20 protein-coding genes and 1 pseudogene are annotated in these 24983 nt (G+C 39.3%); 9 read left to right on the top strand and 12 right to left on the bottom strand.

Annotated elements, in window-relative coordinates; genetic code table 11:
* A pseudogene (locus tag GPLA_RS23390) lies at positions 1-126 on the top strand (IS3 family transposase); the annotation flags it as partial.
* Between the two features lie 148 nt (positions 127-274).
* On the opposite strand, the gene GPLA_RS00765 reads toward GPLA_RS23390, so the two are convergent.
* The 8 genes from GPLA_RS00765 to GPLA_RS00800 form a co-directional block, all read right to left on the bottom strand.
* Positions 275-1495, bottom strand: coding sequence for a polysaccharide pyruvyl transferase family protein (locus GPLA_RS00765; RefSeq protein WP_007102882.1), 1221 nt, complete (start codon positions 1493-1495; stop codon positions 275-277).
* 91 nt (positions 1496-1586) lie between these two features.
* Positions 1587-2450 (bottom strand): glycosyltransferase family A protein, encoded by an 864-nt coding sequence (locus GPLA_RS00770; RefSeq protein WP_007102883.1) that lies wholly within the window; start codon positions 2448-2450, stop codon positions 1587-1589.
* 4 nt (positions 2451-2454) lie between these two features.
* Entirely contained in the window at positions 2455-3570 is a 1116-nt protein-coding gene (locus GPLA_RS00775; protein ID WP_007102884.1) for a hypothetical protein, read from the bottom strand.
* A 102-nt stretch (positions 3571-3672) separates the two neighbouring features.
* Positions 3673-5127 (bottom strand): oligosaccharide flippase family protein, encoded by a 1455-nt coding sequence (locus GPLA_RS00780; protein ID WP_007102885.1) that lies wholly within the window; start codon positions 5125-5127, stop codon positions 3673-3675.
* Positions 5128-5258: 131 nt separating this feature from the next.
* The gene (locus GPLA_RS00785) at positions 5259-6599 is read right to left on the bottom strand and encodes a glycosyltransferase (RefSeq protein ID WP_040513675.1); all 1341 of its coding nucleotides are present in this window, start codon (positions 6597-6599) and stop codon (positions 5259-5261) included.
* A gap of 216 nt (positions 6600-6815) precedes the next feature.
* A complete protein-coding gene (locus tag GPLA_RS00790) occupies positions 6816-7397 on the bottom strand; it encodes an acyltransferase (RefSeq protein ID WP_007102887.1) in 582 nt (193 codons plus the stop codon).
* Positions 7381-8613, bottom strand: a complete 1233-nt coding sequence (locus tag GPLA_RS00795) for a TIGR03087 family PEP-CTERM/XrtA system glycosyltransferase (RefSeq protein ID WP_040513676.1) — start codon at positions 8611-8613, stop codon at positions 7381-7383. The genes GPLA_RS00790 and GPLA_RS00795 overlap by 17 nt, the downstream gene beginning before the upstream one ends.
* A gap of 234 nt (positions 8614-8847) precedes the next feature.
* Positions 8848-10077 carry a hypothetical protein gene (locus tag GPLA_RS00800; RefSeq protein WP_007102889.1) on the bottom strand — a complete coding sequence of 410 codons (1230 nt, stop codon included), beginning with the start codon at positions 10075-10077 and terminating at the stop codon, positions 8848-8850.
* Positions 10078-10377: 300 nt separating this feature from the next.
* Here GPLA_RS00800 and GPLA_RS00805 point away from each other — a divergent pair, with 300 nt between their 5' ends.
* Complete coding sequence (locus GPLA_RS00805; protein WP_226993021.1) at positions 10378-11538, top strand: O-antigen ligase family protein; 1161 nt, start codon at positions 10378-10380, stop codon at positions 11536-11538.
* A gap of 127 nt (positions 11539-11665) precedes the next feature.
* Positions 11666-12700 (top strand): right-handed parallel beta-helix repeat-containing protein, encoded by a 1035-nt coding sequence (locus GPLA_RS00810; protein WP_007102891.1) that lies wholly within the window; start codon positions 11666-11668, stop codon positions 12698-12700.
* Positions 12701-12749: 49 nt separating this feature from the next.
* Here the strand turns inward: GPLA_RS00810 and xrtA are convergent, their stop codons facing one another.
* The 3 genes from xrtA to GPLA_RS00825 are packed head-to-tail and all read right to left on the bottom strand — an operon-like array spanning position 12750 to position 16536.
* A complete protein-coding gene (gene xrtA, locus GPLA_RS00815) occupies positions 12750-14246 on the bottom strand; it encodes an exosortase A (protein WP_007102892.1) in 1497 nt (498 codons plus the stop codon).
* Between the two features lie 32 nt (positions 14247-14278).
* Positions 14279-15121: an XrtA system polysaccharide deacetylase gene (locus GPLA_RS00820; protein ID WP_007102893.1), complete on the bottom strand. Its 843-nt coding sequence runs from the start codon at positions 15119-15121 to the stop codon at positions 14279-14281.
* 2 nt (positions 15122-15123) lie between these two features.
* The gene (locus GPLA_RS00825; RefSeq protein WP_007102894.1) at positions 15124-16536 is read right to left on the bottom strand and encodes a TIGR03013 family XrtA/PEP-CTERM system glycosyltransferase; all 1413 of its coding nucleotides are present in this window, start codon (positions 16534-16536) and stop codon (positions 15124-15126) included.
* Between the two features lie 172 nt (positions 16537-16708).
* On the opposite strand from GPLA_RS00825, the gene GPLA_RS00830 reads away from it, so the two are divergent.
* Genes GPLA_RS00830 through GPLA_RS00845 form a run of 4 tightly spaced genes read left to right on the top strand, consistent with a single transcriptional unit; the run spans position 16709 to position 21436 of the window.
* Positions 16709-17344, top strand: coding sequence for an XrtA/PEP-CTERM system exopolysaccharide export protein (locus tag GPLA_RS00830; RefSeq protein ID WP_040513679.1), 636 nt, complete (start codon positions 16709-16711; stop codon positions 17342-17344).
* A gap of 23 nt (positions 17345-17367) precedes the next feature.
* Entirely contained in the window at positions 17368-18948 is a 1581-nt protein-coding gene (locus tag GPLA_RS00835) for an XrtA system polysaccharide chain length determinant (protein WP_007102896.1), read from the top strand.
* Positions 18945-19829, top strand: coding sequence for an XrtA-associated tyrosine autokinase (locus tag GPLA_RS00840; RefSeq protein ID WP_007102897.1), 885 nt, complete (start codon positions 18945-18947; stop codon positions 19827-19829). Before GPLA_RS00835 ends, GPLA_RS00840 begins: the two co-directional genes overlap by 4 nt.
* Entirely contained in the window at positions 19829-21436 is a 1608-nt protein-coding gene (locus GPLA_RS00845; protein ID WP_007102898.1) for a porin family protein, read from the top strand. The genes GPLA_RS00840 and GPLA_RS00845 overlap by 1 nt, the downstream gene beginning before the upstream one ends.
* On the opposite strand, the gene GPLA_RS00850 is transcribed toward GPLA_RS00845, so the two are convergent.
* Positions 21437-23197, bottom strand: a complete 1761-nt coding sequence (locus tag GPLA_RS00850) for a monovalent cation:proton antiporter-2 (CPA2) family protein (RefSeq protein ID WP_007102899.1) — start codon at positions 23195-23197, stop codon at positions 21437-21439.
* A gap of 184 nt (positions 23198-23381) precedes the next feature.
* On the opposite strand from GPLA_RS00850, the gene GPLA_RS00855 reads away from it, so the two are divergent.
* Complete coding sequence (locus tag GPLA_RS00855) at positions 23382-23939, top strand: hypothetical protein (RefSeq protein WP_007102900.1); 558 nt, start codon at positions 23382-23384, stop codon at positions 23937-23939.
* Between the two features lie 263 nt (positions 23940-24202).
* A complete protein-coding gene (locus GPLA_RS00860; RefSeq protein ID WP_007102901.1) occupies positions 24203-24850 on the top strand; it encodes a peptidylprolyl isomerase in 648 nt (215 codons plus the stop codon).
* Positions 24851-24983 lie beyond the last annotated feature (133 nt).

Here is a 24983-nt window from a genome sequence, read left to right on the forward strand (position 1 = left end):
GTAAAGCGTGATATCAGCCGTTACTTGATGGATTACTACAATTGGCAACGGCCACACACATTCAATAACGGGCTGGCTCCTGCAAAAGCAGAGAGCCAACCTATTTTACAGTCCGGAATTAGTTGACCACTACATACATCAGACTCTAACCCCCAGAATTTTTTATGATTAGAGTATTGCCTTACTGCCCTAAAAGACTCAAGTTAATATTTCAATTTAGGCGTCAGTAAAATAGAAACGTTTAAAATTACTGACGCTTACATGGCAGCTTAGCTCACTGACAGAGCTTAACTATATTCGAATTGTTCTCTTTTACCAGTTCCCCTAACTTAACGCTATTAGCCTGAAGTTCTTGACCGTAGAAGGAGAAATCTTCACTCGAGGCGCTAACTATCTGTTCCAACCGCAAGGAGCGATTAAACGGGAAAATGCTCCAATCCTGTAAAAAACTATTTACTTTGAATATATTAGGATTGAGCCCAAAATGAGGGACGTTGAACGCCATCGCCGTAATAATTCCATGTAGACTAGTTCCAATAAATAGCTTGGCATTTTTAATGATATACATTATTTCCCATACATTTAGTTTTTGTAAAAGCAGTCCTTCCCCATCGAGTCTTTTTTCGATTTTTTTTAAATATTGCAAATCGTCATGCCCTGATGCGTAACCTATCGGTAGGAGCACAACCTTTTCTTTCCTTATTTTTGCGATCTGAATTAACGCTTCGACTACTTCAGTCTCATCCGCTCCCACTTTATGAGGTGATGCCTGGAAACACAAGTATGGCTTATCTTTAACGTTTTTTATGGACTCTTTAATTTCTTTATTTAAAAAGTCGGAACTGACTAACTCCGAAATCAAAAATACCGAATCAGGGTAAAGGGCCGCATTAATTGTACTTTTTAAATTTTGCTGTGTTCGCTTATCTCTAACAGAAATATAATCAGCAGATTTCAACCTGTTCTTTACATCTGTTTCGTTCTTGACAGAAAGGCCTGATATGCCACCACCTACCGTATTAAAAGCGAGTTTTATCCTATTCTTAAATGCGCTCTTCGGTGGGACATAAGGGAACTCCCAACGAGTACCGTATATCTTATTAGTCAATACATTCAAATGTCTACGAAGCAAGTACTTACCCGCTTTCACAATGGCATGAGAAAAACGCGTATTTTGCATGTGCGTTAACAATGTGAGATTAGTAGCGCACAACACCTCACCACCAATTACGATTAAAAGAGAGTCGTCAGGCGTTGAATCTAAGAGGTGAGCAATCTTAGTTGTCTTAAAACAGGTATATCTAGAAAGATCTGAATTACCGATTGCGCAATACTCAATCTTATAATCATTTAAAAGGAGTGGATGATACTTTTCAATATAAAATTGAAATATAATTGGCATTAAGTTATCACCGTAATTATACCTATCGTACGCGCCGTAAAATATTATCTTTTTCTTTTGCTCAGCATCATTCATTCTACCAATACTTTTCATAATCTATATACTTCTCAATTTCGACTGCAGGCCATTATTTTATGTCGCTATATTTAAAAAGCTCAATATCATAACTTTATAGCGTAAACTTTCAAGATTTCAGATTAGCTCGAGCACTCGCAATCCATGATTTAAAAAATCGAATTCTTTCAGCTAATAGCTCTAAAACTGATGTATCTCGTGCTGAATTTGTAGCTATCGAAAATCGCTTTAAAAATTCAAGATTCATTTTTCTGCTACCAAATGGAATTTTTGTTTTAGACTCATTTTCGCCTGTATTTATCTTCCAACAAGTCAATGGTCGTACTATTTTTTGTAAAGGATAATTTAAGGATGCCATGTAACGTCTAACAGCAATATGGTCACCAAGAACTTGCTCAAGAACATATGGATCGCAAGCCTTTAAAAATGCTGAATGTGTCGTCACTTTTAGATTTTCTGATGCTCCGCAAAATAACGCGTTGGTTAACACTTTCCCAGAGAGAATTAAACTACTACCACAATACCTATTAAATCCATACTTCTCTTGCGCTTTTCTATTGAACATATCCAATAGATACCCGCGCTCTAACCAATATCCACCAGGTGAATTTTTCCAATCCTGTTGATATAAGTATTCAACACAATCATTACTAACAAGATCGTCCGCATCTAAAAGAAATAAATAATCCGGAACGATTTCAGCGTTTGCGGTCTGTATGGCAAATGCTCGTTTTACCCCTTTATCGAATAGCACTTCCTTCCGATTGCTTGGTAGTGGGCAATCAATAGCACAAAACCGAACTCTAGGATCTAATATATCTAGCTTCGGCTCCACGTTACAACCAATGTAGACTCTAAATTCGCCATTCGTTTGATTGAGTAACGATTCTAGAGTTGCCTTGAGTAGTTGAACAACATGGTTATAATCGTTTGTGGAATCTGGATGTCGAAATGCAATAATAAATGCGATCATTAATTTACCCTTTATTTTTATTCAACTTAAATACTGTTTTTATTTTATCCATTACCCGTAATGAAAAATAAACGATAAAATACCCAGCATCCATTAGATATAAATAGGTCTTACCGTAATAAGGCGGTGGGGTCGAATTTTCACAAGCATGTAGGTAACTTGATGCCACACTGTCAATGTTCACTCGCCACTTTTGAGCATCACAAAAGTCACTCACATTCTGTCGATAGTCATCCGACACTAAATAACTTAATTCATCCAATTTTGCTACTTTAAGACCTCTTTGTTCGAAATACTTAAACGAAAAAGAATGCTCAGAGCAAGCGAAAGGGATCTTATTGTAAATAAACTTTTGTGCCTTCGTTGGCGGCTTCAAATTATGCGCGAAAGAATTCATTTTGGTATCAAAAGCGGCAATACAAGTCTGCATTAGTTCTGCTTGTTTTTGTTCCGACCATTGTTCAATGAAAACGCCTGAGATATACACTCCGTCATCAGACTTTTTTTCTATTGAATATTTACAATCAATTTCTCTTAAGCTTTTATCTAAATAATTTTCGTAATACGGCAGTTTTTCCAAATCAGATAACGCTCGTATTTTCAATTCTGGTTTGATTTTTTTTACAAACTTAAGCAAACTCGGAATGTACTCCAAATGCCCTACCCATAAAAGCTCATTAACCTTAGTAAAATCGCTACATTTATCTAACTCGTATTTCAGATAGTGCTCAATAAAAAATTGTGGGGAATCAGAGACCTTAGAAATTAGCTCACCCACTTTGTCGTTATGAATAAGGAAACCAGAAAATAACTTCAAACGATTTCTGTAACGCCAAAAAACATACTTAGAATGAAAAATGTCGACAGGAGCATAAATGACTTTAACTCCTCGCTCAATCTTATCAATCAACCAATCTATCTTTGGCATCAATTTAACCAAAATAATACAGTCAGCTTCTATTTGTGTATTGAAACTGCCAAACTTTTCAACTTTTATTCCATTATTCAAAAGGTGATTGGCAATATCAACTCCAACCCAATTACTTGAAGGGAGTCCAACTAGAGGGCCAATTGCTATGCTCCCTTTGAAATCATCATAATTTTTTTTACTTGTATCCATGCGATACCCTAATTATTAATTTTTATAAGCTACAGTGGTACTCTTGGTTTTTAAAAGAGTAATCAAAGAGTCTGCTTAAACCTTATTATTGAAGGTACTAAATTAAATCTTTAGAAACCTTTTAACCCCTGCAATATAAGACAAAAATAAAACACATTCATAGCGACGTTTATTTAAAAATATCAACCCAAGTAACGCTATTGAATAAATAATAAAAAATATGAGACAACCTAATATAAGTTTAGCAAGCCAATGTATTGAATCTGATTCAAATGCAGTTATAGTAAGCAATGCTAAAGATGATGCAATGATCGGTAACATAAATAAAATCAAGTCAGCTAATTTGAAGAAACCATAACGAACTTGAAAATATGACGTAAAGATGAATAAACTAAAAACGGCTATCAAAACACGAGTAATTGCAAATTCTTCAAGGTCACTACCTATTATGGTATATAAAATCCCGATCGTTAACACTGTCATGCAAGATTGATAATACACAATTGGCTTATAGCCCCCTTCAGCAAGTATATATTCAGAAAGCACTTTAAAAATCACGCCAGGAACCATCATGAAAGCCAAAATTGAAAAAATATAAGCGTGTCTCCCCCATTTATCACCCAAAAACAATAAAACGATTTCTTGATTAAAGTATACCATTAACGTTGTTAGGGGAATTACTAGCGAGAGCAACATCAGCAATACTATATTCAGCTGATAGGCTTGAAAGTTTTTCTCTCTGATTGTAGTTGAAAAAGTTGCTAATAAAGGATCTGTAGCCGGGGCGATTAATTGTGTTAACGGCATACTGGATAGATTTTTAAACATGGAATATATACCTATCATCTCTAGATTAAAATACTTCGCAACTAACACCGAGTCACCTTCCCCTCGCGCATACCCCACTATACTGTTAGCAACCACCCATTGAGAAAATTTCATCTGTTGAGATATATTCACTAGTTTAAATCGCGGTTTATGGCTGCAAATAAAGTGAGAAAATATACATGGTAATAAGTAAGACAACACAACCCCTATTAACATTGCCCAATATGTTCGCTCAAAATAGACGATAATCAACACGGTTATAAATGACAATATTTTGGAAGTCACATCTATTTTAAATAACGGTTTATAATTTAGATTACGGGACATAATCCAAACGCCGGGATTGCCTAGGCACCCAAAAACTAGAATAAGAGATAGAAAGCGCAGCGGCGTCTCTATTTCGGGTTTACCTAAGAAGGAGGCAATATTTGAGGAAAACGTAATAAAAAACAACCATAGACTTAGCTTAATACCTATATTGAGCGTCCAAGCGGTGTTTAATATATCATCATCAATATCTTGTATTCTTATAATGTATTGTTTAGCGCCTACATCGCCTAATGAGTTAAAAAGAAAAACAGCGAGAGTGCATATAGAAACGATACCAAAATCTTCTGGCGTCAAAATCCGAGCCAGAATCAGCATACTGATTACGCCTAATCCTCTTTGTACTAATTTTGTAGAACCTGTATAAATAATGCTATTTACGGTTTTAGCGGTAAGTGACATTGAAATTTCAAACCTTTTTTAGATATGATTCTTTCAACTCCTTATAATATAAGAAGAAAAAAGCATACTTCATCTATTTATCATTTTAAATCAAAAAAATGTATCAACTATCAATATCAAAAGCCTATAATTTAGTTGTGTGCAATAGGTAATATACATTCTGTCAATTCTTTATAGCTGTCTTCGTAAATAGACGAGTTACTGTCTAAGTAGACCATCCCATGCAAATCATTTACCTTTACAGCTAAATCAGAACGCCAAGGGCGATTGTTAGATAGTTCGTATTTCTTAATCGCGTTCCCCATAATCTCAGTGCCTACCCGGCTGTTACGATTCTGCATAACATATACATTTGGCTCCATCTCATGTTCACGAGATATAATTTTTTCGTAGACTTCTTGGAAGTCACTTTCGCTCGCAAAATATCCTGTGTTCGGATTAATAAAGTCGTAATGCTCACCATAATTGTGACCTTTGCGCATAATAACAGGCGTCCCACAAAACATGCCTTCAATAATAGCTCGATTGTTTCCCTCAAACTTCGACCATAATACGTTTACTTTGGCCCTTTTTTGCAATTCCGACACTTCTTTAGGAGTGATCCATTCAAATATTTCTATATTTTTCTCGATACCATTTAGCACCGCCAGATCAACTATTTGTTCTTTGCTTATATCTACGGGGTAACCTACCAAGGTAATTTTCAGTCTTGGCTTGCTTTTTACCAACGGGGATATCGCTTTAAAAAATGCACCATGACGTTTAAATTTAGCCCAAGCGGCTACCATAAGAATGTCAATATCTCTTTCACCCGAAACAGGTGGCACGAAGTTATTGTGATTGATAAACCAGCTAGGACCGACTTCAATAGGAATGAGATTGCAATCTAACCGCTCAATAAAATGTTTGTCTCGCTTTTCATAAACTTGAAGAAATACCGGTGCTTTTACCAATGTATAAGCGAGGATATTTTCTTCACAAAACCCCGCCCAACTTGGTTCTAAAATAATGTTGAACGACCTTGTCACTTTTTCCACATCAAAAAAACGTAAAAACAATGGAAAGTAGTAACTATAATTAATGATCAGTGCACCTTTTTCATCACCATCAGGTTTTTTCAACACAGTGATAATGCCATCTAACATGGTTTCTGGCTGCTTAAAAAACTTTTCGGTGTTATCTAGAGCAGGTAGATCATTAATGAATTGGCGACTAACTTCCTGACCTAATTGAGGATGCTTTTTAAAGTAATATTGCGCGATCAGTGCGCCCAGCTCATCGCTACCAGCCCACCCACTCCGATAAATATTGCTCGCGACTTTGAATGCTAAACTGTGTTTATTTATTTTCTGAAGTACGATAATCACACCATGACAAGCGACGACTAAGGGATACTTGAGATGATTATAATCGTACTTAATGAACTCAATGATACGGTTGAGCAACAAGTTAATCCTTAATTTTATATTCATTATCGATACATCCTAATATTGATGATAAGTCATCTGCAGTGAAGTATTATACTCTGAGAGCGCTGAAACCTAGCTATTATACAACGGTTCGTTTTTATGTAAGTAGGGCTTAAAGAACTCTTTTTATATATCGGTAGGTTCACCCGTTAAACACAGATGTCTGTTACGCTCTTGTTATCCCATGTGATGTATAGTGGAAATGCTCGAAATATTTTTTTAACATCTACTTTTAATTACTCGAGCGGGATTTCCCGCTGCAATTGAATAAGGTGGAATATCATTAATGATTACCGATCCCGCCCCTATCACGCTATTTTCCCCGATATTTGCCATAATCATAGCACCATTACCAATCCAACAATTTTGGCCAATATTAATTTTTTCGAAGGTCCCCGATTGATCCTTAATAGGCACGAACAAATCATCAAAACTGTGTTGCCCTTTACCACTCATAACATGCACACCACTTCCGATAAGAGTATTTTTTCCTATACTACACTTACCAATATTACACTGAGGTCCTATATAAACCCCTTTGGCTATGTCTGTGTCACGTTGCGATAACAACACCAGAAATGAAACCACCGCGTCTGGACTGCACGACGTCAATGTGAAACGATAAAATCCAGCGCGCAAATAGACACTAAGCTTACCTGGTAATAAGCTCAGAAACTGACTAAAACTGGTAAATACTGCGTCCTTATTTAACACTACACCAAGCATGAGACAAATCAGAGTGAGGGGGGAAATAAGCAGCGCGCAAATAATATAAAGTATGCGCTTAACAATTTGTTTCATCGATTTCCTTTGTTAATGCTAAAAGGTCAACAATAGGACTTAATTGCCCTTCCCAAGAGTACTGCTGTTCTATTAACCGTAAGGCTCGTTTGCCAATATCTGCAGCCTGACCAGGGTTTTCGGATAAGAAGACTATTTGCTCAATAAATTCAGACGCATCTGACGCAATTAATATATCTTTGCCTGATGAGCAATTAATACCCTCAGCTCCCATTGAAGTCGATATTACTGGCAATGCACAAGAGAATGCTTGCAGTACTTTATTTTGTACACCACGAGCAAGCCGAAATGGCGCAACGAAAATATCAGCAGCATGGTAATAAGGTAAAATATCATCCACAAAACCTGTAACTTCGACGCCGAGTTTGGTTTTCAATGCTATAACTTCGGTATTGGGGCTCATTCCAGCAATAATGAATCGCGCATTTGGATATATTTCGGTGATCTGTTGCCAGCAATTTTCTACAAACCACACAACGGCATCTACATTAGGTTTGTAATCCATCACCCCGGTGAATAAAATAACTGGCTCGGTGTTCACGATTTTGGTTTTAGGTGGGTAAAAGGTTTTGGTATCTAATCCATTTCCGAGTACTTGAACATTGTTTACATCAGCAACGTGACGTTTAAATAAATCAACTTCTGCTTGAGCTATCAAATAACAAACATCAAATTTACTGACTATTTGGCGTTCAAACTTAGACACCAGCATATGTTCTCGGTGATAAACCCAACTCATAGGCAAGCGACTGCCTCGTTGGTACTGAGCCCATTTGTCAGAATCTACATCCATGAAATCCATGATTAACAGAGGGTTCATTACTGCAGACATCAAAACTTCACTTTTAAAAATATATTCAGCCATCGAAGATGCGCTACAGATAATGGCATCGATTTCATGACTCGATATAAAGCTGTCAAAGTCGGCTTGCAAACGCTCAGTGTAAAAATTAGTCACACTAAGAGATTTACCGGTAAGCAAGCCTTTTAACATTCGAAATGGTTTAGCGCTTAAAGGGAAAGATGAAACAGACTGACATATGCTTTGCTGATTTAAAGATCTAAAATGACTTAATTCTTCGTCGTGCTCATAGGGTGAAAACAAATGAATCTCATGGCCTAGAGATGCAAGAAATTTTACTTGGTTAAACGTTCGAATTTTCTCCCCTTTATTCGGCGGGTAAGGAACTCGGTGAGACAGTACAACGATATTCATATGTATTGGGTCTAATTTAGTGTTAATGAGTTACTACTGAATAACCCTAAAAGCTTTGGAGTCGCTGAGGAGTCCCGATTGGGAAATAAAACCTACCCTGACTGCGCAACCGATTATTATTTTTGAATATTGTCGCATAAGCAAACATAAATCCCAAAACTTTGTCTGCATGATTTTTTTAAAGGTTAACTATTTACCTAGGCAAACGGTATTCCGTTAGTTTTATAAATCTCGTTAATTTGTGTGTATTTTATAAACTCGTATGACCGGAGCGGCTTCGTACTCACTTTGAAATTTATCTTCATTAGCAAAAACAACATAAAGTAACTTTTTCTCTATATTATAATCGGCACCAATAATATACGGATTCGTATTCGACTTATCGAAAAAACCGTATTGATAAGGCCGTATTTGATATGGTTGCTTTTTACCTGTTTTAACGGATAAGAAATCATCAACATCGAATAACCAAAAATAGTTATAACTATCTCCCGCTTTGAGTGAACAAGGGCCACCACATTTTCTACCTTTACCTTCATCTTGGGTTATTTTGTAGCCGATGCCCGAGTTATGTCCACCTGACTTACCAATAACAAGATAACTCGAAGTGCGCGGTATGATAAAACCATAGTATGCTGAGGATAGTTCGGTCCAAAGATTATTCTTGAGGGATTCATTATATTGGTCTTCAACAATCGGGTGCTTAAGACTAAAATCCATCAGATCGGTGGTAAGAATCAATCCCGATTTGTCCTCACTATTCAATACCCCCCAAAAATGTGCGGTAAAAGCACTTGGGCCGATACTCAATCGTGAATTAATTGGCAATGTACTCGCATTGCCAACAAGGTATTCCGAGTCCAAATCTTTCTGCCAAGTTTGCGGTATTTTACTAATCCAACCCGCCGCATGCGCAGCACCTTGTAACTGAAAAAATCCGTCTATTTCACTTTCTTCTAAATCATCAGGCTCTCTGACGATAAGTGTCGTATCTCGCACATTTGCATCTGCATCGTAGTATTCCATACCGTTGACCACTAATTGACCTTCGATTTCACTCATACCGGTAACACGGTTTATTTTCTGTGGATTACTTGAACTAGCGCAGGGAAATAAAGTACTAAAAGGCTGCTTAAATATAGCAAAGGGCCATTCACCAATCTTTTTCGTTGTATTAATCTCAGGAATTTCGAACTCTGCAATAGCCTGATGTTGAGCATGTCCGACCATAAAAAAAGAATTTTTAGAAGGTCGCAATGCAATCACTCCTTGGGAGTAGGCTATTCTCGACACTCCCTTGGTAGTGAGCGGTAACCTAAAGCCTCCAAGATATTCTACCGACTTTGGCGTCAGCTCAAATAGAGGCCGATTAATGGTATTTTCTGCATAACTAGACCAAGAGGTTAACACTAACGCCGTTAACCATAGTCGAAAATCGAACAAGTTTTTTATCATTTCATTCATTTAAAATTCATTTAGTGTCAAAATGCGTTAGCTCGTCATTATAGTCACTTTTAACATGAAATTTAGTGAGAATACTATGACAAACCGTATTTTATTAAAAGCAATTAGTAAGTTAGGTAAAAAATGATCAGTGTTTTACTTTTTTTAAGCAGTTTTATTGGTAGTTTTCTACTGTCATTTCGCCACGCCCCGATATTCGCTTTTGTACTGTATCAGCTTATATATTTCTTTAACCCTAAGAATCGTTGGTGGGGTTCCAATGTACCTGATTTAGGCTATTCTTTTTTTACTGTTGTATTTATGGCGATTATTTTACTTGTCAACTGGCCTGACGCGCAGAAAAATAAATTGACACAGCTTCCTTCATTCCGTTGGCTGTATTTTTTCGTCGCTATCTATAGCGCCGTATATATCTGGTCAGCTTTTCCGAGCTATCACGTCGAGGCATTAGTTCCGTTAATTAAATCTGCCATTATTATGAGCATTGCTTTTAAGCTTTGTAATAGCCCTAAAGCACTGGACTATATGTTGTACGGCTATGCCGCAGGTGCAGCTTACCTAGGCTATTACATCTTCCAAGTAGGTAGAAATTCCGGTGACAGAGTAGAAGGAATTGGCATGGTTGATTCACCAGACGCTAATGGTGTTGCAGCAGCGATAGCTCCTGCAGCGGTAGCCTGCTTATTTTACTTTTGGCGCAACAATCTAATTAAGCACAAGCTACCGTTTATTGTAGCGGGAGCTTTTATCGTCAACGCCCTTGCTTTAATCAATAGTCGTGGCGCTATGCTGGGTCTCGCCGCAGGAGGCGCTTATTTCATGTGGCGTTTATTTTTTGCCCCTGTGCAACGTAAAAATCAAAAGCTTACGGTGATTTTTATAGCATTTGCAGGGTTAGCCAGTCTGATCTATGTTGCTGATAAAAGTACTATAGAACGAATATATTCCATCTCCCAGGAATCCGAAGTGGTCGAAAACCGAGAAACAGGCGCAACTCGCATGGTTTTTTGGGCTGCCGCATGGGACATGGCCAAAGACCATCCGCTTGGTTTAGGCCGTGGTGGATTTGAAATTAATGCTCCTTTATATATCCCGCGCAACATAAATACGGGGAGAAGCCGCAACCGTGCCGTTCATTCTTCATGGTTTGAAGCATTATCAGAAGCTGGCTATTTGGGCTTGTTTACAATGTTAATGATCGTTTTAACGAGCTTTCTGATGACAAAAAAATGTAAAAAATTACTCAATGCGCCAAACCATTTAGAAGACTACTTCAAGGTAATATGCATTGAGTCCATGTTAATAACCTTCGTGATTACCATGACATTCCTCAATCGAATGCGGGCTGAAATATTTATGTGGTGTATTTTGTTTGTCGCTTGTGCATACAACGTTTATTACTTACGCAAACTCCACCTAAATAGTGATGCTAGTGAAAACCGAACAACAGAATTGACGTGAATCAATACGACTATGTCATGAAAACACTAAACGGCAATTAACTTTTAAACACAAATTGGACTCATTGATGAGAGAGTACCTAGCTAGCGTTTTTTACAATGTTCGAATATATATTTTCGTAGTCATATTGGGAATTTCCCCACTGCTTGCTCGCGCTCAAGATGATGTTAGTACTCGCAAAAAAATATACGTTTCTGATGTATCCGAGTTGTACCTAGCACTAGACAAAGCTAATCACAGCGGTAAAACAGATATCAGGCTTGCCCGTGGCACGTATCAATTAACGAAAGCCTTAGTGGTTTCTGGCCCGTATATAAGCCTTATAGGTGACCCCACAGCTCCCAATGAGGTTCGCATTATCGGCTTAGGGATGCGCTCTCTACCACAAATAGAAAATATCATTAGTGTCACGGCAAAAAATTTCATCCTAGATGGAATTACGCTTTCCGACGCGGGTAATCATTTGGTTCAAATATCAGGGGAGTACAACGCTGACTTTCCTACCTTAAAAAACTGTATTTTGCAGGACAGCTTTCAACAACTGGTAAAAGTATCTTCTAGCGAAGCGTCTAAGCATACCAGTGACTATGGCATCGTCGATAATTGTGAATTTAAATATACAAAAGGTATAGGTCCTAACTTTTATATAGGTGGAATCGATGCTCACGGTGCACGTGGATGGGTAGTTTCAAACAATCGCTTCAGAGATATCGCCAGCCCCAGTAAACGTCCGGCAGAGTTCGCTGTGCATTTTTGGAATGGTGCAAGCAATAACACAGTAGAAAACAACACCATTATTGACTGCGACAGGGGCATTGGATTCGGTCTAAAAGGAAAACCGGCTTCTGGTGGTGTAATTATTAATAATTTAATCGTGCATCAGGACAATAACGATCCAAGCGCTGATGTAGGAATACTGTTAGAACAATCCCCAGATACGCAAATATTAGATAACAGGATTTATTTCGCTCACAGTTATCCAAACGCCATCGAATATCGCTTTAGCGAAACGGTAAATGCGGTCATCGTCGACAATATAACCAACAAACCGATCCGAAAACGTGATGGAGCTAAAGCTTCGCTTATAGGCAACAAACGAGAAAAAGAACCAGCAAATATACTTACCGCGGATGAACTTTATTTATTGTCGCTGCGAAAATAAAACGCAATGGTAAACGCGTTTAATAATCAGACTAAAATGTCTGTTCATGTTAATCGGGGAAAACCTGATTAATGAGCAAAAACTTCTCGACCAGCATTTCGTTAAACAACCGCTTATCTTGCTCTAAAGTGCTGTATTCGCTTTCCATTGAAAGCATCACTAAACCACTGCCGGTATGCTGCCCTAGCATGATCTGGTAAATTTCATAAAGCTTCGCAACGTTTTTATTGCTAGAAACCTTACCATCGACCATATACCAATAACCAAGTAGGCGAACACTGCGAGAGTTGACGATTTGACTGACTTCGAGCGTTTCTCCATCAGGTGAGTTCGCTGAATAGCTAGATTCGAGTGTCCAAGAATCTTCAAGGTACATACGGTTGGCATAGCTTACGAGCTCTCCATGACCTTTTGGATACCAAACTGCATATAAATCAATTTGTTTTGCTTTGTAATCAAAGCTTGTTTGTTTTTTATCGAAATAATCAACGAATTCTGGCTGCCAATTAGTTGCAACGACACTATTAGGTATCAGCAATTTATTGAGCTTGTGAGGTGACGTACCAGAGGATAACTGCCCCTGAATAACTTGATACCAACCGAAAACCATGATCATCAATACTGTAATAGCTCCACAGGCTTTAACGTAATCACTTTTCGATGTTACATGCACAGGAGAAAATGATGCCTCAGGTATTAGCTCAGATGACTTTTCTCGAATCAATTCACCTAAGGCAATCAAACAAATAATAACAAAACTGAAGAATACCCATCCATATATAAGGTGATCTGCGCCAACGGCATGTTCCATATTAGTCAGATGGCCAGTTAAGATGATACCGAAAACGCGAATGGCATTAGCAATAATCGGGAATAAAATCGAAATCAATACAAAGGCAGTTCGACGAACAGTCGATTGCATGTTCATATAGGCATACAAACAACCTATGACTATAGAGGCTATAAAAAAGCTGATCCCAGAACACGCTTCAGCTACCAGAAAGCGTCCTTCAGGAATTTCAATATACAAGCCACTTCGATAAATAGGTACGTTCACCCACTGCAACATCATCACAGAAAGATCTGCTGTAACCTCTTGTAGCGTAGGTATTAACTCTTCACCAATGGGAATGCAAAAGAGAATAAAAAACAGCGGGAATAAAATCTTTTTTGCTTGCTCATTACCTAACAAAAACCACACACTAAAGGGCAAAAAGGTAAAAGTAGCAATGTGCATAAATAATTGTACACCACCTGATAAGCCAACTGCATACAACCCCGAGCTAGCAATACAGAGAATTAATACCCAGTAATTAGGCTTTATCGCTGATAACGCAAGTTGTTCTCGTTTCTGATAAATAAAATATGCACTGGCGGGAAGAACAAACAAGCAATGATTGAATGTATCAGAGATGAGCCAGATATCTAACGCAGTCACAAGGCCCTGCCAAAATATGAGCACCCATATGACTAGGATAAGCAGCAATGCTATGACACCCGATTGCGAATGGCGTATGGGGGAATAATTCACATTAGCATCACTCATTGGAAAGACTCCTTTCTTTTCCCATAATCTGGTTATTTAGCCGAAATATTATATACATCCTTCATGGTTCCCCATGAAAAATCATTGAGTAAACGTTCCAGCTTCCCCTGGGTTTTATTGAGATTCACGTAATGTCGAAACCTAGATTTAAGGGGGGCATTAACCATACGAGGTTGATCAGCGTCTATTTCCCATGGGTGAAAATAGAAAGAATAAGGCTGCTTCTCTTTCTTGAGATAACTACTAATTAGAGTTTTTGTTAAAGTATAGGGATACAAACGGAAATAGCCGCCTCCCCCAATAGGTGTTTGCCGCCCCATCACTTTATGTGTAGGAATAGGGATTTCAATAATGCCTTCTTTACGCATGTAGGCAAAACGCGGCCAGTCTGGCGAGCCGTATAAATCATGTTTCACTGGATATGTACTAGAACTATATTGAAAACCTAGTTCAGCTAATACTTCAAATGCCCATTCATTGTCATAGCCGATAGAGAAACTCGGCGCTCGATAGCCCGTTAGTTTCTCACCCAGAAGATCTTCGAGGTGATCTTTAGAACGGGTAACATCAGCAGTGAACTGTTCACGGGTCTGTTCCGTCGCTCGTCTATGGGCATATCCATGGCTAGCAATTTCATGACCTTGAGCGTGTATTTCTTTAATTAACTCCGGATACCGCTCGGCTACCCAACCTAAAACAAAAAACGTTGATTTAACGTTGTGCTTAGCAAACATATCAAGCAATGTACGCGTATTTTTATCAACTCTTGGTTGATAATCTTTCCATTGTTCAGGCGTAATGACTGATTCGAATGCAGAAACGTGAAAAAAGTCTTCCACGTCCACTGTCATCGCGTTTAACACATTCCCTGACATGATTATCTCCCTTTGCCAAATAGCACAACTTCAACGGTTCGGATTAAGATAAGAATATCCAACATTAAACTTTGATGCTTAACATAATATAAATCGAATTTTAACTTTTCCATGGAATCTTCGACACTGGCACCATAAGGATAATTAAGCTGTGCCCAGCCAGCTAAGCCAGGTTTGACATTATGTCTTTGGTTGTAATAAGGAATTTCGCGAATCAGTTGCTCAACAAATTGCGGACGCTCTGGACGTGGACCAATAAATGACATTTCACCTCGAAATACATTTAGTAACTGTGGAAGTTCGTCGATACGATATTTCCGAATAAACTGACCAACACGAGTAACACGATCATCATTGGTTGTCGCCCATTTAGCACCGTCTTTTTCGGCGTCAGGGCGCATACTTCTAAACTTAATGATATTGAATAACTTACCATTAAGGCCTACACGCTCTTGTTTATAAAATACTGATGCTTTCGCACCACTATTATCTTCAAAATAGATGACAATCGCGGTTAGTAACATAAACGGCCAAGCCAGCATCAACACGATAAATGCAATAATACTGTTCAAGCCATAGTCTATAGCATCTCTAAGGTAGTTCTGTGAATTGAAACCATTAGAGTAAATCACCCAACTAGGGTACATAAGATTAACTACAATTTGCCCAGTTTCACGTTCCATAAAATCCAGTAAATCAGTGACTTCAACGCCACGTAATCGACAATCAAACAATATTTCTACTGGTAAAGTGCCACGTCTTTGGTCGCATGCAATGACCACTTCATCAATGTCATTATCCGTGATGAAATTACGAAAATTTTCGTCGACTTTAACATGTACTAATTTTTCGTTTTGGATGCCTTCCTCACGATTATCACCTGGGATAGGTACAAACCCTAGTAGTTCGAAGCCAAAGCGATCGACTTCCCTGCGCATGCGTTTTTCGATAATTGATGCCCGCTCGCCGGCTCCAATAACTACGATTTTCGTTTGCCCGAGGCCAAGAAGACCTAAGCGATTAATGAAATAACGAAAAATAACCAAGGCGACAATACACAGGCCTGCAGCAATCGGAAGAAAGTAATGATGTAAATCGATATAGGTTAATACTGTGTTACCCAGTATCTCCATAACGAAATACCCCAGTGCAACACTAACGAATATACGCCTGATAATACCGCGAAATGTTTCACGTAGTTTAGATTCGTACAAGCCAACAGAAAGTGCCGACACAATCACTAAAAAAGTAAACAGACCGATATAAAGTGATACATCGCCCGCATCAGGTATCGCAGATGACGTAATATCACTCACAATACCTAAGGTTAAATACAAAATATACGCTACAACTGATGCCTCTAAGATCATCAATATGTTCGAACGCCGTACTTCCTTTCGATTAACAAAACTCATTAATCTTTATCCTCTATTTGTAACGACTTAATCATTTACTGTTTCTCAAATTAGTTTAAGTAGTTGAGATGGACTAACTTTTTATTATTGTTCATTATTTTATGTTTTGAAATAAGTCTAAATCTTGTTACATTGATGACCGATGAGTTCAACACACGGAGCTACAATTTACATGAAGACTAACAAAATAGCATTCTTCAATTTACTATTTCTATCAATTTTAACCATAGCAGGATGCTCAAGCAGTAACAGTAGCCTCCCAAATGCTTCAACCTACCCTTCTTTGACTACTTCAGTGGGCAATTACCAATATTTAATTGGTCCTGGCGATACCCTGTCGATATTCGTATGGCGAAACCCTGATATATCAGGTACGTTTATCGTGCGCCCAGATGGTAAAGTCACGACCTCTCTCGTAGAAGATATTGAAGTGACAGGAAAAACCCCTTCGACTTTAGCTCGTGAGCTTGAAGAATCTTTAGGGAAATTCATCAACAGCCCTCGCGTCACAGTCAGTGTGACTGGTTTCGCAGGCCCGTTAAGTGAGCGAGTTAGGGTCATTGGCGAAGCCACTAATCCTAGCGCAATCAGTTACACGCAACAGATGACACTGTTAGATTTAATGATTTCCGTTGGTGGTTTAACCAGTTTTGCAGCCGGTGACAATGCTAAGCTAATACGCACAATTGATGGCCAACAGAAGACATTTGCTATCAAAATTGACTCACTTATTCGTGATGGAGATATAGCGCAAAATATCGATATCTTGCCCGGCGACATTATTATTATTCCTGAAGCTTGGTTTTAGTCGATAAAAATACGGACATTTAAATGCAAGATTTACAGAAAACGATTGAGCTTTTGCTTGATTACCTTAAGGGTGTTTGGGTAAAAAAGCGCTACGTTATGATTTGCACTTGGTTAATCTGTCCTTTGGGCTTCGCTTACGTTGCATCGATGCCAGATACCTACCAATCTCAAGCACGTGTTTACGTTGATACACGCTCAGTCTTGCAACCCCTGTTGCGTGGTTTGGCCATACAAACTAACCCGCAACAAGAAATTTCTATGATGGTAAAAACATTACTCAGTCGACCCAATCTAGAAATTATCGCGCGGGAATCAGATCTTGACGTGACCGCCCTCACGCCTGACGACTATGAAAATATGGTTTCGCAACTGACTAACAACATTTCGCTGCGCTCAGCGGGACGTGATAATTTGTATACCATTGCATATTCAAATAGCGACCCGCAAATGGCCAAAACGGTTGTGCAAGAGACCTTAGATTTATTTGTGGAAGGGGCATTAGGTAGCTCAAGAAAAGATTCTGACTCTGCCAGTCGTTTTATCGAAGAACAAATTACAGACTATGAAAACCGTCTATCTTCTGCCGAGCAGCGTGTTGCTGATTTCCAACGAAAATACGCTTCGTTATTGCCTCAAAGTGGCAGTTTTTATCAAAATTACACTGAATTAAAAAGCCAATTTGAGCAAACAGAATTAACCATCAGAGAGACTGAACAGCAGATAAAGGCTTTATCTGGCGGACAAGGTGGACAAAATTCGCAAACAGATAGTTTTGCCGTATCGCCGTCTGATTCAAACTCCGTACTCACGACACGCTACGATGCTCGTATTAAAAATTTAGAGGAACGACTTGATGAGCTATCACTTAAATACACCGATTTACACCCAGATGTCATCGAAACTAAACATTTACTGGAGTCATTACAGAAGTCTCGTCAAGAAGAAATAGACAGTTACTTAGCCAATGTATCTAGCGAAGATCCGAGTAGTTCGTTAGGTGGACTTTCAAAAGAGATCCGCATCGAGGTATCTCGTTTGCAGAGCCTTATCGCTTCGTTGAATGTAAGAAGAGATGACTATCAACGTAAAATTGAAGAAATCAAACAAAAGATTGATTTAGTACCTCAAGTTGAAGCCGAATTCACCGCGCTTAATCGTGATTATGGTATTACAAAACGTAAGTACGAGGAGCTGTTATCTCGCCGCGAGTCTGCAGATCTGGCCCAAAAAGCAGATGTATCTTCCGAGGATGTGCAGTTCAGAGTCATTGATCCTCCGTTAGCGCCGTTAGCGCCAAGCGGACCGAATCGTTTAATCGGCTACACAGCGGTAGTTTTCATTGGTTTTGCTGCTGGTTTAGGAGTCGCATTTTTAATCAGTCAACTCAATCCTATTCTCATTCGAGGAAATCAACTTACGGCTTTGACCTCGTATCCTATTTTGGGTGTGGTTTCTCATTTAAATGTGAAGGAAATTCGTAAAGTCAATCGAACACGTATCATGGTCTTTATGTTTTCGTCTGGTTTTATCTTACTGATTTACAGTGCCTTGATGGCGACTGAAATCCTACAGATCGATGTGTTATCGAGGATAATGGCATGAACACGATTGAACGCGCGCTTTCCAAACAAGAAAAAAATAAAAAGGCACAGGAAACGGCAGATGAACCAGTAAAAAATAGCCTCGAAAAAGCTCAAAAATCCCCATCATCAATGAGCGACTCTATTCATTCAAGCAAACTGCAGGCTCCAGCGAGCATTGAAATTGATTTAATAAAAATGGAAGAAAAAGGCTTTGTTTCTACTAGCGCTCAACGTAGATTAATCAACGAAGAATATCGGGCTATTAAACGCAAAATTATTGATAACGCCTTCGGTCCTCTTTCTAAATCCTTAAACAATAGCAACATTATTATGGTTACCAGCTCTCGGCCAGGAGAAGGTAAAACCTTCACCGCGGTTAATTTGGCGTTAAGCATTGCATTAGAGCAAGACATTACTGTTTTATTAGTCGATGCTGACGTTCTCAGACCCAACGTGATGCGCACCTTAGAGTTGCAAAACCAACAAGGCTTGATGGAATATTTATTAGGAGAAAAATCGGATATTTCTGAAGTAATGTGCCAGACCAATATCCCCAATTTACGCGTCATTCCAGCTGGGAAATCACATCACTTATCGACGGAATTACTCGCCAGTGAAAAAATGTATGATGTAGTACAGGAGTTTGCTAATCGTTATCCCGATAGGATTGTGATTGTCGACACTCCACCTCTACTCGGGATCAATGAAACCGCAATTTTAGCCAATTTAGCGGGACAAGCAATCGTTGTAGCGGAAGAAGCATCCACCAAGATATCTGACATTCAAGAAGCCGTCAGTCATTTAAATCCTGAGATGGCCATAGGTTTCGTGGTTAACAAAGGACAAAAAGTTAACCGTAAAGGAACAGGGTACGGTTATTACTATGCGGGAGCTAATTAGTGCCATTTAATACAACAACATTAGTACGTAAAAAAATACTTATCGCAGTAGCAATCGCTTGTGGAAGTTCAAATTCAACACGTGCTGGTGAGTTGCAATTTAGTCCTTCAATTACCACATCAGGATACTACTATAATACTGAGAATGGCCAAGGGTCTTCTGACGGCACAGTAGCGGTTTCACTATTACCTAAATTAGTATCTATATATAGTGGGCGTCATGCGACCGCAGCATTTGTGATAGAAAATACCACAGTCGAGCAAAAAAGTGATCTACCCAACACCGATAAAAACTTTACCGAATTTAATTACAATTCTTCGTTACAAATAATCGATAAAGTGCTCACGTTATCGGTTAATGGTGATCGTAGCTATCGCTCGATAGATGCTAGCCAAGGATTAATAGCCGACAAGGTTTTATCCAGTGGAGAGTTAACGAAAACCGCTAATGACGCAATTCAGTTAAGTTTCTTGATACCCAATCCAAAAACCGTTGGTCTTTCATTACAAAGTGGCTTCTCAAAAACGAGCTCAGATGAGACGCTAACCGGTACCAATGGAATAGATGGAGAAAACACTTTTTTCAACGCTCAGCTATACCAGGGACGAAACGTAACTGGGTTTACATTTTTATTAGCCACTCAGTATTACGATACTAAGCGCGACAGTAACCAGGATTTTTCGTCTACCCTTTCAAATGCCCGGGTTGGCGTCGATATCGCACGGGATGTTTCATTCGTTTTAGTCGGCTCGAATAGCGAATACGGTTTAGATGAAAGTGGGTTTAGTGGTCAACGTCAGAATTTAGATACCACCAGTTATGGTGCTGGTTTTCTCTGGCAACCCCATGATGAAAATAGTATAGAGATTACCTATAACGAATTAGAGCAAGGAGATACCTCCACACGTTATATTGGTTTAAACACCCAATGGGCGTTTTCTAATCGCACTGCAATGCAGTTTACTTACGGCAAACGCTTTTACGGTGATGCCTATTCATTCAACCTAGATTATAAATTGAAATCTTTTAGCACGTCAGCATCATATAACGAAGATGTCACGTCTTATTCGCGTCTGAGTTTTAGTGAAGGACCGAGCAGCTTGTTTGTCTGCCCTATCGGCTCAGTGGACTTTGCCGATTGTTTTCAGCCTTCGTCAGCTGATTATGTTTTGCAAGCAGGCGAGGAATTTAGAAGTTTAAATAGTTTTACCACAGATATTACCGATGAAACGCTATTCCGAAAATCAGGGCGAATTAATTTTGGCTATGATAAACGTAAATTAAAGGCAGCACTTAGCTTAAGTTATAATACGACAGAGTATTTAGAGTCTAATCGCGAGCAAACTACTAACACGGCCGCTTTATCATTGTCATATCAATTAAATAGACGTAATACGATTGGTTTGTCATCTAGTTATTCAACCATCAATTACAGTGATTCAGAGAGACTTAACGACACTATGAATTTCACTGCTAGCTTCAATCGTAGTTTAAGCCGTCAACTGAGTATGGATGTATCAGCCCGTTACGTTAGCCGTGAAACAGAAGACGTTAACCGGGATTTAACCGATTCTCGTCTTACAGTAAGCTTTAGCTATCAATTCTAACTAACGCTCAATCCCTTTTTTATCGCGTTCAAAAAGGGATTGTAATTCTGATTTTCCCTGCTCATTGATATCGATCATTTGCTGTAAGTTAAAGTTTTTATTCGCACTGACTTGTACCAGCCTGTTGTCATGTTTAGCAAATAGCTCAACGGTTCGAACCGCTTCTTCTTGGTCAAAGCCATATTCTTGCAGGAGTAACTTTGCTGCGTCCAAACCGGCAGGAAATACTTCACGAACATAAGTGTGCACACCCGCCCTAGCATAATTAACGATACTCATTCGATTGCGCGCACGGGCAATAATTTTAATATCAGGAAAGTGTTCACGAACGAGATAAGCAATTTTTAATGCTTCTTGCTCATTATCAATCGCAATGAGCAATACTTTAACCTTGCTTATCCCTGCGGTGCGCAATAAGTCTAAGCGGCTAGCATCGCCATAAAATACTTTACTGCCAAACTTTTTCAAAAAATCTATCTGCTCTGGATCCTTGTCGAGCGCAATGAATGGGATTTTATTTGCGGTTAAAATACGGGCTGACACCTGCCCAAAGCGCCCTAATCCAGCAATGAGCACCTGGGGTTCTTTTTCATTAGGTTCTACGTCATAAACTGCTGGGCAGTTTTTACTGTTAAACCAAATACTGTGCAAAATGACCAAAGGTGACGTCAGTGCCATAGATATGCCAACAACAAGGGTTACCTGTTGCGAAATAATCGTATCAACCACACCAGTACTTGCAGCCTGTGACATGACTACAAACGCGAATTCCCCCCCTTGGGACAACATCAAACCGATGCGTACCGAGTCTGTCGTATTCTGTTTGGCGAGGCGAAGTATCGTGAAAATAACGCCTCCTTTTACTAATACAAGCAATACACTCGCACCTAAAATGAATAATGGCTCAGCAACAAGAAGCGCCAAATTTAAATTCATCCCGATCGCGATAAAAAACAGACCTAAAAATAAGCCTTTAAACGGCGCGATTTCCATTTCGAGTTGATGCTTAAAGCTTGAGTTAGCCAGTAGAATGCCTGCAACAAATGCCCCCATCCCCATAGAAAGTCCTGCTTCTTGCATTCCTAATGCCGTGGCAATTACGATCAATAACGCTGAAGCCGTCATAACCTCTGCATTACCATAAAGTGAAATTAGACTCAGAAACGGGTTAATTAGAAAACGCCCCACAACGAGCACTAAACACAAAGCTAATACGCTAACCCACCAAGCCGGACCTGCTGCCACTTCCTCTGCGGATAAACTCTCTACAAGTAAAAGAATCGGAATAACGGCGACATCTTGCATCAATAGAATCGAGAAACCTTGCTGCCCAGGTGGTGTTTTTAACACTCTGTGCTCTTCCATCAATTGTACCGCAAACGCAGTAGACGACAGAGCAACCGATAGCCCCACGATAACGGCGGTTATCGCTGATAGTGACAATATCCAATAACACATCAGTGCAATGAACAAGGTACTAAATACAAGCTGAGAACCACCCGTCAGCATGATCCTTTTGCGCATGTTCCACAATTGTTTGGGGTCAAGCTCCAAGCCAATTATGAATAGCAAAAAAACCACTCCAAGCTCGGCGACATGCAATATGGTTTGTGGATCGTTCACCCAATCCATTACCGATGGTCCAATCACAACCCCGGCAACTAAATAGCCAAGGATTGCGCCCAGTTTTAATTTTCGAAATATGGGAACAGCCACTACAGCTGCTACTAGAAATACTACCGCCGACCCCATTAAACTCATTCGCGCTTTCCTAATGTGTAACACTATTTGGATCATACCAGAGCCTAAGCTCAGAACACATCAGTTACGCAGAGCAAATTAAACCGCAATGCCAAAGCCGCTAAGCAAATTTCCATTCACATTTACTGGCCACTGCTATACTTAGAAAGTTAACAAGTGATTAATTAACAGACAGGATAACGCCATGTTTAGACATTACTACATCACTGACGATCTAGAAGACCTTAGACAAGTTGAAGAGGAGTTACTCAACAGCGGTCTAACCGTGCCACAGTTTCACGTATTAAGTGAAAATGATGCGGACTTAGAGAAACATCATTTACACGCTATCGAGGCCGTCTTAAAAAAAGACGTGGTTCACTCCACTCAATTAGGCGCCATAATCGGCGTATTAGGGGCAATATTAATCTTACTAGTGGCATACTTATTTGACTGGCACACCACGGCCGTTGGCTGGGTACCATTTGTTTTTTGTGCTGTGGTGATCTTGGGATTCTGCACATGGGAAGGTGGCTTAATTGGCATACAAACACCCAATTATCAGTTCAAACGCTTTCAAGAATTACTCGGTCAGGGCATGCATATCTTTTTTGTCGATATTACGCCCGAGCAGCAATCTGTATTGCGAGATGTTGCCAGTAGTCACCCAAGTTTGCGTTACGCTGGCTCAGGTGAAGCTACTCCCAGTTGGGTTGTCAATGGCCAGAACAAGTTTAGCCAAGTTATGAAGTCTATGCCGTAACGACTGCATTCTCTTATAAAAACCTTAATCAGCCTCATTAAAATGCTGCCAATACTGACTTTTACTAATAGTATTGGCAGCCTTTAACAAAAGCTGAGAAGCAGAATAAAATAACTAACGTCCATTCGCTCACAAACGCGCTTAAAACAACCCCCTATCAGCCAAGATCAAAAGCTAATAATAATCCCCCGAATACGTTACCCTTTATAAACTTTGAATTAGTATCGTCTTTAATATCTTGAATCTAAAAAGGAATTTACCCAGTGCTCAAATTCAATCCCATGGTATATATCTCACTGCTGCTTTTATTTAACCAACTGGCGTTAAATAACGCCAGCGCACATACGGCTAACAATGAGATTCAACATGCGGTTATCCATACATCACTGGGAAATATTACCATCGAGTTATATGCGAATAAGGCACCTATCACAGTGGCAAATTTCACCGCATATATACAAGACTCCGCATACAGTGGTGGCGATTTTTATCGAGTTGTTGGTTTAGACAACGATCAAGGGACCCCGCCCATTTCGGTTATTCAAGGGCGAGCAAACAGCGAACATGTAGATTTTTCGCCTATTCCTCTCGAAACGACCGCTCTATCACGCATTCAACATTTAGACGGTACCTTATCAATGGCCAGAGGGGGACCGGACACCGCAACACAAGAATTCTTTATATGCATAGGCGCACAACCCGCACTTGACTTTGGTGGTAAACGAAACCCTGATGGCCAAGGGTTTGCCGCATTCGGACGCGTTATAAATGGCATGGAAATCGTTAATAACATTCAGCAAAATCGCCGCACAAAAATAGTTGAAGATGCATACGTTAAAAATCAAATATTAACTGAGCCGGTGCAGATTTTAAGTATCGCACTTGTACCTGTTAACAAGCTGTCAGAGTAACAAAGCACAGCCCATAAATTGAAAGAGCCAGCAAATCAGCTGGCTCTGTAACGACTAGTTTGTCACCTAATTTCGGTGAGTTCTAAAACACACTTTATTTTACGATGCCGCAGGGTAATCGATATATCCTTCT

It is taken from the genome of Paraglaciecola polaris LMG 21857 (genome assembly GCF_000315055.1).
GTDB lineage: Bacteria > Pseudomonadota > Gammaproteobacteria > Enterobacterales > Alteromonadaceae > Paraglaciecola > Paraglaciecola polaris.